The sequence below is a fragment of the Rosettibacter sp. KY25 genome (genome assembly GCF_057554405.1).
Map to the genome: position 1 here is coordinate 127,872 of NZ_BAAJAO010000008.1, position 13,584 is coordinate 141,455.

General features: G+C 31.0%; 12 protein-coding genes. 4 read left to right on the plus strand and 8 right to left on the minus strand.

Annotated elements, in window-relative coordinates; all coding sequences use genetic code 11:
• Genes yjjX through nadB form a run of 4 tightly spaced genes read right to left on the minus strand, consistent with a single transcriptional unit; the run spans position 1 to position 3,940 of the window.
• A complete protein-coding gene (gene yjjX, locus AC27L2_RS06890) occupies positions 1 to 564 on the minus strand; it encodes an inosine/xanthosine triphosphatase (RefSeq protein WP_487210981.1) in 564 nt (187 codons plus the stop codon).
• The gene (gene nadA, locus AC27L2_RS06895) at positions 557 to 1,492 is read right to left on the minus strand and encodes a quinolinate synthase NadA (protein WP_487210982.1); all 936 of its coding nucleotides are present in this window, start codon (positions 1,490 to 1,492) and stop codon (positions 557 to 559) included. Before nadA ends, yjjX begins: the two co-directional genes overlap by 8 nt.
• 21 nt (positions 1,493 to 1,513) lie before the next feature.
• The gene (gene nadC, locus AC27L2_RS06900) at positions 1,514 to 2,350 is read right to left on the minus strand and encodes a carboxylating nicotinate-nucleotide diphosphorylase (RefSeq protein ID WP_487210984.1); all 837 of its coding nucleotides are present in this window, start codon (positions 2,348 to 2,350) and stop codon (positions 1,514 to 1,516) included.
• Positions 2,351 to 2,368: 18 nt separating this feature from the next.
• Positions 2,369 to 3,940: an L-aspartate oxidase gene (gene nadB, locus AC27L2_RS06905; protein WP_487210985.1), complete on the minus strand. Its 1,572-nt coding sequence runs from the start codon at positions 3,938 to 3,940 to the stop codon at positions 2,369 to 2,371.
• A 118-nt stretch (positions 3,941 to 4,058) separates the two neighbouring features.
• On the opposite strand from nadB, the gene AC27L2_RS06910 reads away from it, so the two are divergent.
• Positions 4,059 to 4,406 carry a thioredoxin family protein gene (locus AC27L2_RS06910; RefSeq protein ID WP_487210986.1) on the plus strand — a complete coding sequence of 116 codons (348 nt, stop codon included), beginning with the start codon at positions 4,059 to 4,061 and terminating at the stop codon, positions 4,404 to 4,406.
• 82 nt (positions 4,407 to 4,488) lie between these two features.
• Here the strand turns inward: AC27L2_RS06910 and AC27L2_RS06915 are convergent, their stop codons facing one another.
• Positions 4,489 to 5,148 carry a heme exporter protein CcmB gene (locus tag AC27L2_RS06915; RefSeq protein ID WP_487210987.1) on the minus strand — a complete coding sequence of 220 codons (660 nt, stop codon included), beginning with the start codon at positions 5,146 to 5,148 and terminating at the stop codon, positions 4,489 to 4,491.
• Between the two features lie 157 nt (positions 5,149 to 5,305).
• Here AC27L2_RS06915 and AC27L2_RS06920 point away from each other — a divergent pair, with 157 nt between their 5' ends.
• From AC27L2_RS06920 to AC27L2_RS06930, 3 genes are all read left to right on the plus strand, one after another.
• Complete coding sequence (locus AC27L2_RS06920; RefSeq protein ID WP_487210988.1) at positions 5,306 to 6,451, plus strand: AI-2E family transporter; 1,146 nt, start codon at positions 5,306 to 5,308, stop codon at positions 6,449 to 6,451.
• Between the two features lie 76 nt (positions 6,452 to 6,527).
• Complete coding sequence (locus AC27L2_RS06925) at positions 6,528 to 8,024, plus strand: glycogen synthase (protein ID WP_487210989.1); 1,497 nt, start codon at positions 6,528 to 6,530, stop codon at positions 8,022 to 8,024.
• Positions 8,025 to 8,047: 23 nt separating this feature from the next.
• The gene (locus AC27L2_RS06930) at positions 8,048 to 9,205 is read left to right on the plus strand and encodes a metallophosphoesterase (RefSeq protein ID WP_487210990.1); all 1,158 of its coding nucleotides are present in this window, start codon (positions 8,048 to 8,050) and stop codon (positions 9,203 to 9,205) included.
• A 21-nt stretch (positions 9,206 to 9,226) separates the two neighbouring features.
• Here AC27L2_RS06930 and AC27L2_RS06935 read toward each other — a convergent pair whose 3' ends face one another.
• From AC27L2_RS06935 to AC27L2_RS06945, 3 genes are all read right to left on the minus strand, one after another.
• A complete protein-coding gene (locus tag AC27L2_RS06935; protein ID WP_487210991.1) occupies positions 9,227 to 11,017 on the minus strand; it encodes an ABC transporter ATP-binding protein in 1,791 nt (596 codons plus the stop codon).
• Entirely contained in the window at positions 11,017 to 12,027 is a 1,011-nt protein-coding gene (locus AC27L2_RS06940; RefSeq protein ID WP_487210992.1) for an NAD(P)-dependent oxidoreductase, read from the minus strand. Before AC27L2_RS06940 ends, AC27L2_RS06935 begins: the two co-directional genes overlap by 1 nt.
• Positions 12,028 to 12,041: 14 nt before the next feature.
• Positions 12,042 to 13,584, minus strand: a 1,543-nt coding sequence (locus AC27L2_RS06945) for an ABC transporter ATP-binding protein (RefSeq protein ID WP_487210993.1), incomplete at its 5' end; no start/stop codon positions are given.

The window sequence follows — 13,584 nt, forward strand, 5'->3', positions numbered from 1 at the left end:
TTATTTTTTACTAAAGAACATTTCATTATGCAAAAATGGAATCACAGCAACTTTTAACCCTTCAACATAAAGTTCTTTTCTGTTCATTACACCATTAGTGAAAAAGCCAATAGCACCATTTTTTTGTTTAGTATTTTTTTGATTCATTATTTCATCCATTACATCTCCAAGTTCAATTCCATTTAATAATTTTGAAATTATCATTTCCGGCAGTTCAAAGTGAGGAGAAGTTCCAAATGCAATTTTTTCATCTTTATCAATCACACACATGCATCCAAATGCAAACCATTTGTTAAAATGATTTATTATTCCTCCCTCTATGCCAACAAAAAAATCTCCTTTGAGATTTTCATTCTTGTTTATTTCTAACAGCTTAAGAGCACGATTTTTTGCACCTGTAAATGTTTCATCATTGATAGGCTGCGGTGAAACACCTGAATCAACTTCAAATCCAATTACTTCAACATTATCAAAGTAAAGAGAAAATGCTTCCTTTACTGATTCAATTTTAACCGGATTTTTTGAACCTACAAGAATTATCATATACAATAATTTTTTAGACAATTGAAAGCATGCGTTCAATTGGAAGTCTTGCTCTTTGTGCAATTTCTTCCGGGACTTTTATTTCATATAATTCATTAAGCAGAGAATTATATAATTTTTCCAGTGTAATCATCTTCATATATTCACACACTGCATTTTCACTTAAGGGATAAAATTTTGCTTCGGGTCTTACTTTTTTTAATCTATGAAGAATCCCTACTTCTGTTGCAATTACAAATTCATTTGCATTAGAATTAAGAACATGTTTAATCATTCCCTCTGTGGAATAGATATGAACATTTTTGCAGTCAAAGTAGAGTTGAGATTTCAACATGCACGAAGATGAACATCCGCATTCTGGATGAATTAAAAATTCAGCATCGGGATGTTCTTTTCTTGCGTCGTCAAAATTTACATCTCCAATTTTTTCATGAACATGACATGCCCCATTCCATATTTCCATTTTTCTTCCTGTTACAGTGCTTACATACAATCCTAAAAATTTATCTGGAAGGAACAAAATCTTTTTATCTTCTGGAATTGATTGAACAACTTTAACAGCATTTGAAGAAGTAACACAATAATCACTTTCTGCTTTTACCTCTGCAGTTGTATTTACATAAGAAACAACAATATAATCAGGATGTTCTTCTTTCCATTTTCTAAGTTGTTCTGCATTGATAGTAGAAGCAAGCGAGCATCCAGCTTGTAAATCTGGAATTAAAACTTTTTTATCAGGAGAAATAATTGATGCTGTTTCTGCCATAAAATGAACGCCGCAGAATACAATGATATCTGCATTTGTCTTGGCTGCCTGCTGAGATAATCCAAGTGAATCGCCCACAAAATCTGCCAAATCTTGAATCTCTGGTATTTGATAATTATGAGCAAGTATTACAGCATTTTTTTCTTTTCTTAATTTATTTATTTCATTTATTAAATCGTTCATATCATTCACCATAATTCTGTTTTAACAATTTTTAATTTTCATGCTGATATCAAGTGCTTTGACTGAATGAGTCAATGCTCCAACTGAGATATAATCAACTCCAGTTAAAGCAATTTTTCTAACATTTTCAAGTGATACATTGCCGGAAGCTTCTGTCTTAGCTTTGCCGTTGATTAATTTTACTGCCTTTTTCATCATATCGATTGGCATATTATCGAGCATTATAATATCAACTTTGTTTGATAATGCTTCTTTAACTTCATCGAGATTTGTTGTTTCAACTTCAATTTTAATTTTTTTCTTTAATTTTTTTCTTATCAGTTGAACAGCATTGGTTATGCTTCCTGCAGCTTTAATATGATTATCCTTAATTAGCACCATATCGTAAAGTCCAAACCGATGATTTGTTCCTCCGCCAATTTTAACAGAATATTTATCAAGCATTCTTAAGCATGGAACTGTTTTGCGTGTATCCAGAATTTTGGTATTAGTTCCTTCGAGTTGTGTCATAAATTTTGCTGTTAATGTTGCAATTCCGCTCATTCTTTGCAAAAAGTTTAGAGATGTTCTTTCGCCAGTTAATAGAACTCTAAGGCTACCTTTCACTTCTGCAATTTTAGTTCCTTTAAATACTTTATCACCATCTTTAACAAATTTTCTGAAAACAATTTTTTCATTTAGGATTTTGAAAACTTCTTTTGCCACATTTAAACCGGCAATCACGCCATCTTCTTTTACATAAATTTCAGCTGTCCCTTTTTGAAAATCGGGCACAATTAAATTTGTTGTTATATCTCCGGTTCCAACATCTTCCTTTAGGGCACATTTAATTATTCGAGTTAATTCTGTTCTGTTCATTATTATTTCATTAAAAATTTATGATACGGGAAGCAATTCTAATTCTTTATCTTTCTGTTGAATAATTAATTTTCTGAAGTTATCATTTTCTTCAGGAAAATCCTTTCTTCTGTGGCATCCTCTGCTTTCTTCTCTTGCGAATGCAGCTTTTGTAATCATTTTTGCAACATTAATTAAACTAATTGTTCTGCTGGAGTAATATTCATTTTCGTTTTCAGAAAATTTTTCTGAAAGATTATTAATTTCATTAAGTGCTTCCAGCAATGAATCTTTTGTTCTGATGATTCCAACATTATTCCACAAAAGTTTTGCGATTATATTTTTTGTTTCAAGAAAATTTTGTTTGTTATTATCATCTATATAAAACTTAACATCAACAAACTCATCAAATCTAATTTTCTCATTCAAATATTTTAATGAATGTTCTATTGCTCTTTTCGAAAAGACAAGACATTCAAGCAAAGAATTGCTTGCAAGTCGATTAGCACCATGCACACCTGTAGAAGCTACTTCGCCGACTGCATAAAGTCTTTTAATATTTGTTTCAGCATTCAAACCAGTTTTAATTCCTCCAACCATATAATGTGCTGCTGGTGTTACAGGAACGAGGTCTTTTGTTATGTCAATTCCGTATTTCAAAGCTTCTTTGTAAATATTAGAAAATCTTTTTTTGATTTTATTTTCATTGAGATGACTAAGTTTTAGAAAGACATTTGGTTTACCTGTTCTTTTTAATTCATTGAAGATTGCTTCTGCAACCAAATCTCTTGTTGCAAGTTCTGATATATTTTCTTCTTGAAGAAATCTTTTTCCTTCATAATTCAAAAGTTGTGCACCTTCGCCTCGCACTGCTTCGCTGATAAGAAATGTTTCGTCTGTTCCAGTATAAAATGATGTTGGATGAAACTGGATAAATTCCATACTCTCAATTTTTGCTCCAATACTATAAGCAAGCCATAAACCTTCGCCCACTGTTGTGTGTGGATTTGTTGAGTGAGAAAAAATTGCAGAAGCTCCTCCTGTGGCAAGTATTATTACTTTTCCTGTAATTAAAAAATTTTCTTTGTTCTCATGATTAAAAGCATAAGCACCAATACATTCATCATCTCTCAAAATTAATTTATGAATTAATGTATTCTCAAAAATTTTTATTCTTTCGTTGCCATAAATAAATTTAAGAACAAAATTTACAACTTCTCTTCCTGTTGCATCACCCCCAGCATGAAGAACACGATTTCTTGAATGACCGCCTTCGAGTCCAAATGATATTTCTCCATTTTCTTTGTCAAACTGCATTCCCATTTCAATTAATTCTTTAACTCTTTCTACTCCTTCATTAACAAGAATATTTACAGCTTCTTTATTACATAAACCGCTGCCGGCTTTTATTGTGTCTTCAAAATGCAGCCGAGGAGAATCATCTTTTCCTATTGCAGCAGCAATTCCTCCTTGAGCAAGATAAGAATTACTAATTTCAATCGTAGATTTTGTAATAAGTGCAACAGTTCCATACTTCGAAGCATGATACGAAGAATACAAACCGGCAAGTCCCGCGCCTATAATCACAAAATCATAATGAAAATTATCCATTGATAAAAAATTTTTTTGTTTTACAAAAGATAGAAAATTTATAGGAAAAAATTTTTTTAGAATCTTTTTTAATCTACAGGCATCTCACTGCTTGTAAAAAAAAATTAAGGGAAATAAAATGCTCAGAACAAATTTGAATCACATTTTATCAGAAGAAGAATACAATAAAATCCTCAAAGAAAATGAAAACGTTATGATTTGCTGCGGAAGAATGGGACCAATGTGCATTCCGGTATATCAGGCAATGCAGGAACTTGAAAGTGAATATAATCATGTAAAATTCTTTGACATGGAATTTGACATACCAGATGCAAGAGTAATTCGCAATCTTCCTGAATGCAGAGGTTTTGCTGGACTGCCATTTACAGTTTATTATAAAAATGGAAAAGTTGTTAAAGCTACAAGCAGTATCCAAACCAAAGAACAAATAAAACAAATCTTAGATGAACATTTTGGTAAGAGTTAATAGAACTCTGATTCCTCAGATTTAACAGATTTGCGCAGTTTTTACCTGCGTAAATCTGTTTTTATCTGCGTCCATTAAACATTTACTCTTTCCAGATAAAATCGAACAGCAAATATGATGCTGTCAACATAATTACATCATAACAAACAAGAACAAAAATTTCAATTAGAGAAGAAGAAACTGGATTGCCGTCCATAGAAAATTTTGTTAATTCAAGAAGAATTAAAATTAATGGAAGCAAAATTGGGAAAGACAAAACAGGGTAAAGAGTTCCTTTGGATGATGCTTTAGAAATTATTGCTGCTATAATTGTAGATGAAATAGCTATTCCAAAATTTCCAAGAATAAATGCAATCAGAAATAGCAAAAAGTTTCTTATTATGAATGATTCAAATAAAAGTAGAAAAAGAATTGTAATTGCAGCATTCATTAAAAAAACAAGAACAAGATTAAAAATTAATTTGCCGGAAAAAATTGTAGAGGGCGAGGCAATCAGATGAAGAGTCATTGTAGTGCCGCGTTCTTCCTCAGAAACAAAAACTCTTGACAACCCAGACATTGCAGAAAAAAATATAACCACCCAAAGCAAGCCTCCATTTAAGTACTCAGAAATTTTTTCGCTGCCTATTGAAAACATTATTACACTAATCGTAACAAGAATGAACATAGCAAGTGCATTAATTGCATAGCGAGTCCGCAGCTCCGATTCCCAATCTTTCTTAAACAGATAATATGATTTCATAACTATTCATTATATTAATTTGAGTATCTAAAATAATTTTAATAAATGAATATTTCCTGAAAATTTTGAAAAACATTTTGTGTTCGACTCAAATTATTTCGGGGCACAATAATAAAATATTCTTTTTCATATATTTGATTAACAAAAAGCAAACACCATGAAAAAAGTCAATCCAGATTCAACAATAAAATTTTTTGTTTCTGTAATTGGGTTATTCATAATCTTTTTTATTCTGAAAGAACTGCGTCATATCTTTATTCCTTTTGTAATTGCCTACATTTTGTTTTTTGTTTATGAACCTATGAATAATTTTTTGAAAATTAGAAAAATTCCCTTAGCAATTATTATTTTGATTGATATATTAATTACAATAGGATTATTCGCAGGAATTTCACAGATAATTCTTACTTCATTCATGCAATTTGGCGAAAACATTTCCTCTTATGCAGAAAAATTAAGTCATATAATTAGAAATATATCCAGGTCAATTGGAATACGAGACCCGCTCTATACAAATTTCACAATAAGCAGATTTCTTAGAACATTAAATTACGGAGATATTGCAAGCGGCGTTTTTTCTTCTACAATAGATGTTTTTATAAATCTATTTTTGATTTTATTCTTCTTCATTTTTATAAGCAGTGGCCATGATAAAATTGTTGAAGCAATAAGACTCCGTTATGTTGAGAAAAATGTAAAAACAACAATTAAAAAACTGAAAAAAGAATTAAAGCAGAAACAGGAACTTCTAAATAAAGATGACGAAACAATTGATGAGCAGCTTGCAACATTAACAATTCAAAGAGAGATGAAGCTTAAAAAAACTTTCAAGGATATTACAGAACAAATTCAAAAATATATAATAACTAAATTTCTAATCAGCATTTCACTCGGTATTTTGATTGGAACAATACTTTGGCTTTATGGAGTTGAGTTTTATATTGTCTGGGCTACAATTGCAGTATTATTGAATTTTATTCCTAATATTGGTTCAGTAATTGGTGTTGCTTTGCCCGCATTGATGACATTAATTCAATATGAATCTGTTGGATATGCACTCCTTGTAACTGCAACAATTATAGTTGTTCAAAACATTATTGGAAATATCATCGAGCCACAAATTTTTGGCAATCGATTAGGATTAAATCCGCTTGTAATACTTTTTTCTTTAATGGTTTGGGGTTATCTCTGGGGAATAGCAGGAATGTTTTTGTCTGTGCCTCTTACAGCAGTATTAAAAATTATTATTTCTAACTCAAGCTCTAAAAACATGCGGTTTATTACAAATCTTATGAGCAATTAAAAATTCCCGTTGTGCATTTCACGATTAATAATTTTCTTTCCTTATCTTTGCAATTATAATTATTGAACTTTTGCAGATGAAAATTGCTTTTGTATCAAGTGAAGTTTATCCCTATGCTAAAACTGGTGGACTGGCAGATGTTTCTGGTTCACTTCCTTTAGAACTTTCTAAACTTGGCAACGAAGTAAAAGTATTTATGCCAAAGTATAATACCTTTGGTGAAGTTGAGCACGGCTTATCTTACAGATGGGACATTGGTGAAATTCCCATTCGTGTTGCAGGCAAAGTTCATTCTGTTCATGTTCATACTGCAAAACTTCCAAATTCAAATCCTTCAGAAAAATCTAATGTGGAAGTTTATTTTGTCGATTGTCCACATTACTTTCATCGTTTCCGCATCTACACAAATGATAATGATGAAGATGAAAGATTCATTCTTTTCTCAAAAGGTGTAATTGAAATATTGCAGCGACTTCAATGGGCGCCTGATGTTATTCATTGCAATGACTGGCAGACTGCTTTGATTCCTATTCTTCTAAGAGAAAATTATGGATGGGATAAATTATTCGAAAAAACTGCAACTGTATTCACAATTCACAACATTGCATATCAAGGAAGATTTTCAAAAGATTCATTTGCTAAAGCAGAAATTAAACATGAACATTACCTTTTTGGCGGGATTGGCGAATATTATGGTGATGTAAATTTTTTGAAGACAGCAATATTCACAGCAGATATATTAAATACTGTAAGCGAAACTTATGCAAAGGAACTTCTTACTCCTGAATACGGCGAAGGAATGCATGAATATTTGCAGATGAGAAAAGATGATTTTTATGGAATACTAAATGGCGTTGATTACAATATCTGGAATCCCGAGACAGATAAATTTATTCCTTATCATTATTCGATAAATGATTTATCTGGCAAAGTAAAAAACAAAAAATTTCTTCTTGAACATATTAACTTTTCATTTGAAGAAAATATTCCTCTCATAGCTATGATTTCTCGATTTGTATCTCAAAAGGGTTTTGATATTTTGGCTTATGTGATTAATGAACTGATGGAATTAAATGCAAAATGGATTATACTTGGAAGCGGAGAACAAAAATATGAAGAACTTTTTTATCAAATTTCACATAAGTATTCTAATAAACTTTATGCTTACATAGGTTATAACAATGAACTTGCTCATTTGATTGAAGCTGGTGCTGATATTTTTCTTATGCCATCAAAATATGAACCTTGCGGCTTAAATCAAATTTATTCTCTTAAATACGGAACCGTTCCTGTTGTTAGAAAAACAGGAGGCTTGGCAGATACAGTTCTGGATTGGAATGAATTTTTAGCAATGGGACAAGAAATTGGGACGGGTTATTCGTTCTGGGATTATTCAGGTCATGCTTTGTTAGATACAGTAAAGCGAGCTTTGCATGATTTTCAATTAAAAGATGTATGGAAAAAAATTCAATTAAATGGAATGAGCAAAGACTACTCATGGAAAAAATCTGCAGAAAAATATATTCAACTTTACGAAAAAGCAGTTCAAAAAAGAAAAGCAATCATTAATTGACCAACCAAAAAAGTTAAACAAATATGAAGACTACACAAGCGATTACATTCTTTGCAATTGTATTTTCAATCTATGGTTTAATAAATTATTACATTGCAAGAAGAATTATCTCAATCATTCCAGAAAATTTTAAGAATATTTCTGTCATCATTTTAGTCTTTCTAATTCTCTCTTACATCATTGGAAGAATACTTGAAAATTATTGGGTCTCTTACCTTAGTGATTTTTTAATATGGTGTGGTTCGTTCTGGATTGCAGTAATGTTTTATACATTTCTGTTTTTAATTGTTATTGATTTAATCAGAATCATAAATCACTTCTTACACTTTCTGCCGTCTTTCATAACAGAAAATCCTGTGAGGACAAAAAATTTTTTGGCGGCATTTATATCTATTTTTGTATTCATTTTAATTATGGGAGGATTCTTTACCACAAAAATTATTAATGTTCGTAAATACAACATATACATAAACAAAAAAGCCGGCAGCTTGAAATCACTTAATATTGTCATGGCATCAGATTTACACCTTGGAACCATCAACGGAAAAATGTTTGCATACAAAGTTGTCGACAAAATAAACAAGCTCAAACCGGATATCATTCTTTTTGCAGGTGATATTATTGATGAAGACATAAAGCCTGTCTTAAAAGATAATGTTGGAGAAGCTTTATTCGAGTTAAAAGCAAAATATGGAGTTTATGGAATTACAGGAAATCATGAATACATTGGCGGAGTAAACAATGCTGTCAATTATTTGAATGCTCACAAAATTCAAATGTTGAGAGACAATTCAATTTTAATTGACAATGCTTTTTATCTTGTAGGAAGAGAGGACCGCTCAATAAACAGATTTACAGATAAAGGAAGAAAAGAATTAAGTGAATTAATTAAAGAAGTTGACAAATCTCTTCCAATTATATTGATGGACCATCAGCCGTTTCATCTTGAAGAAGCAGAACAAAATGGAATTGATTTACAATTATCCGGACATACACATTATGGCCAGCTTTGGCCCCTAAACTATATCATAAAAAAAATTTATGAATTACCTTGGGGATATAAAGTGAAAGGAAATACACACTATTATGTTTCATGCGGTGCTGGTGGATGGGGTCCTCCTGTAAGAATTGGAAGTTTACCCGAAATTGTAAATATCAAACTGCACTTTCAGGAAAATTAGATTAAAATTTTACGATAACTTTTATAATGCTGATTTCGTAATTTCCTGTTCTTTGTACTGCAATTGATAAAGCTTGTAATATATTCCTCTTTTTGCAAGCAGTTCCTGATGAGTTCCCATTTCTTTTAACTCACCTTTATGCATAACAATGATTTTATCTGCATTTTGAATGGTTGATAATCGATGTGCTATTACAATTGAAGTTCTTCCTGCTAAAAGTTTTTCAATTGCATTTTGAATCAATTCTTCTGTTTCTGTATCAATGCTTGATGTTGCTTCGTCAAGAATTAAAATTTGTGGATTGAATGCTAATGCTCTTGCAAATGAAATTAATTGTTTTTGTCCAACACTTAAAGTGGCTCCTTTTTCTTTTACTTCTTCATCATAGCCGTTTGGAAGTTTAGAAATAAAATCATGTGCGCCAACAATTTTAGCTGCTTGAATTATTTGCTCATCAGAAATTTCCTCTGAACCGAGTGATATATTCGATTTAATTGTTCCAGAAAACAAAAACACATCCTGCAAAACTACAGAAATAAATTTTCTGAGATTGCGTTTATCAATCTGACGAATATCAATTCCATCAATTGTTATACTTCCTTTTTGAATATCATAGAATCTTGTCAAAATATTTATAATGCTTGTTTTTCCTGCACCTGTAGCTCCAACAATTGCAGCTGTTTCGCCGGGATTAATCTTAAATGATACATCTTTCAATACATACTCTTCTGGATTGTAAGCAAACCAGACATTTTTAAATTCAATTTCGCCTTTGATATTATTCAAGATGATTGGTTTATCAGGATTCTTAACAAATGTTTTATCATCAAGCAGTTTAAATATTCTTTCCGAGGATGCCATTGCAGTTTGAAGAATATTATATTTTTCAGATAAATCTCGAACTGGTCTCCAGAACATTTCTGTATACTGAAGAAATGCAAACAGAACACCAATTGTTAAATGTTTCTGAATAACTTCGCCGCCTCCGTACCATATAATCAAACCAATTGTAATTGAACTTAATAATTCTACAAAAGGAAAAAATACTGCATAGTAAAAAACAGATTTAATATTTGCATTTCTATAATCAGCATTAATTGAAGAAAATTTTTTTAATTCATCTTCTTCTTTGACAAAATTCTGAACAATATTAATTCCGGTTACATGTTCCTGCATGTAAGAATTAAGTCTTGCAAGATGAAACCGAACATCTCTGTAAGTTTCTCTAACTTTCTTTCTGAACAAAAACGTAGCATAAAAAAGAATTGGAATAATTGAAAGGGTAACAAGCGCCAAATTCCATGAAAGAGAAAACATGAAGACAAAAATCCAGACTATAACAAATATATCACTGAAAACTGCAACAATTCCCGAAGAAAACATTTCGTTAAGAGATTCAACATCATTAGTTACTCGTGTAACAATTCTTCCAATTGGTGTTTTATCAAAAAATCTTAAAGCAAGCTTTTGGACATGCGAGAATATTTCTACACGCAAATCAAAAATAATTTTCTGCCCCATTAATTCAGTGTAATATGTAAGAAAATATTGAACCACTGCCTGAAAAAACAAAGAGGCAAATAAAATTAAGCTTATTACAATTAATCCATTCCAATCTTTTGCAGAAATATAATTGTCAACAGCAATTTTGGTAAGATAAGGACGAAGAGGACCTAAAGCTGCTACAAGTATATTGAGAAGAATAGCGAGAACAACATATTTTTTATAAGGCTTTACATACTTCAGCAGCCGCTTCATTAATTTGGCATCGTATGCCTTGCCTAATATTTCATCACTGTAATCTGAAGCCATTAGATAACTTTATAGTAGTTTTTATTTTCAAAAAATGAAATGATATTTTCAAATGTAGTTTGAAGAATTCTTTCGATTGCTTCGTGAGAATCGAAAGCCATGTGAGGAGTTATAATTACATTTTCTCTTCTTAACAAAAGATTTCTTTTTAATAATGCCTCTATGTTTTCTTTGGAAACATTTTTTGTAAGCATTTGATTTTCTTCTTTTAATAATTCTTCTCCTTCAAAAACATCTAAGCCTGCACCTCCAAATATTCCTTTATCAATTGCATAATAAAGTGCTGCGGGTTCAATTATTCCGCTCCGTGCTGTATTTATAAATAGTGCACCTTTTTTCACTTTATCAATATTATTCATGTTAATCATGTGATGAGTGCTTTCATTATATGGGCAGTGAAGTGTAATAATATCAGAAGAACCAAGCAGTTCATCTAAAGAGACATATTTAAAATCAAGAAGTTCTTCGAGTATATGATTTTTTCTTACATCATAAGCAAGCACATTCATTCCAAAACCTTTTGCAATTTTCATCACATGAACACCAATACTTCCAGCTCCAATAACTCCAATTGTTTTACCACGCAGGTCAAATCCTCTTAATCCATCAAGAGAAAAGTTACTTTGCTGAGAACGAATGTAAGCTTTATGCAAATTTCTTGACAATGCAAGAATTAAAGCAAAAGTGTGTTCTGCTACAGTATTCTCACCATAGTAAGGCACATTACAAACAGAAATATTTTTCTTTTTTGCATATTCAATATCAATATGATTGTAACCTGTGCTTCTTGTGGCAATTAGTTTTAGATTTTTTGATTTATCAATTACAGATTTATCAACTTTATCATAAATAAAAACTGAAAGCACATCTATCTGTTTAAGTATTGATGCTTCAGGAGATAATTCTTCCTTGAAAAAGAAAAGTTCATATTTACTTTTATCGAATCTTTTACTCAAATAATTTTTTTCTTTTGCAGGAATTGAGAAGAAAGCAACTTTTATTTTTTTCATACTGCTGCCTTTCATTAGTTAATTTCTTTTAGTTCATCTTCAAGAAGTTGTTTGTAATAAAGTTCTGCATAAATGCCGCCTTTTGCCACAAGTTCATCATGAGTCCCTTCCTCAGCTATTTTTCCTTTATCGAGCACAAATATTTTATCTGAATCTTTTACTGTTGATATTCTGTGGCTGATAATTATACTTGTTCTGTCTTTCATGAAATTTTTAAGTCGTTTTAGAATTTCCTCTTCTGTATGTGTATCTACTGCAGAGAATGAATCATCGAGAATTAAAATTCTTGGATTTACAGCAAGAGCTCTTGCAAGTGTTGTTCTTTGTTTTTGTCCGCCCGACAAAGTTATTCCCCGTTCGCCAAGAATTGTATCAAATCCATTTGGAAAATCTTTTACATCTTTGGTCAACTGTGCAATTTCAGAAACTTCATAAATTAATTCTTTATCATATCCATCTAATCCATATGCAATATTATTTTCAAGAGTATCAGAAAACAAAAAAGTTTCCTGCGGAACATAGCCAATATTTTTTCTTAAAACACTAAGAGGAATTTCTTTAACATTGTAACCGTCAATCAAAACTTCTCCTGAAGTAACATCATACATTCTTGGAATTAAATTCACAAGAGTAGTTTTGCCAGTTCCTGTCCTTCCAATAAATGCAATTGTTTCTCCTTGTTTAATTTTAAAGCTGATGTTATCAAGTATTAAAGGCAGATATTCATTATATCTGAAAGAAACATTTTTAAATTCAATTTCTCCTTTTATTGTTTTAATGTTGTAATTGGTTTTAGGTCCATCAGAAATTTCGTATGGTTCATTAAAGAATTTCATCAATCGTTTCATGCTTGCTTCTGCCTGTTGAATCATATTTGCAACAAATCCAAATGAAATCATGGGCCAAATTAGCATTGAAAGGTAAGCAATAAAAGCAGCGATTACACCAAGTGATATTTGATTATACATTACCATTCTACCGCCAAAAAGAATCACAATAATTGCAGAAAGACCGGCAATCATAAAAAATATTGGATGGAATAAAGCTTGGAGTCTTACCAAATCCATTTTTCTATTTAAGTATTCAAAACTGTGTTTTGTATATTTTTTAATTTCATAATCTTCTCGGACATAAGATTTAATAACACGAATTCCTGCAAAATTTTCTTGTGCGAGTGTTGTAAGCTCAGAAAATTTTTCCTGAATTTTAATATATCGTTTATGAACTTTCTTCATGACTATATAAACAAGAAATGAAAGCAATGGTAAAGGCATTAAAGCATAAAGTGTAAGTGATGGACTGAGAGAAATCATTATTGAAATAATCATTACAAACAAAACACCATTATCAATTGAATACATTACAGCAGGACCCACAAATGAACGAACAGCATTAATATCATTTGTGGCATGAGACATAATATTTCCAGTAGAATTATTTTGAAAAAATCTCAAGGGCAGTTTTTGAATATGATTCCAGAAATCCTGCCTTAAATCATATTCAATTTTTCGAGACACAACAATGATTGTTTCTCTTATCAGGAATTGAAATACACCG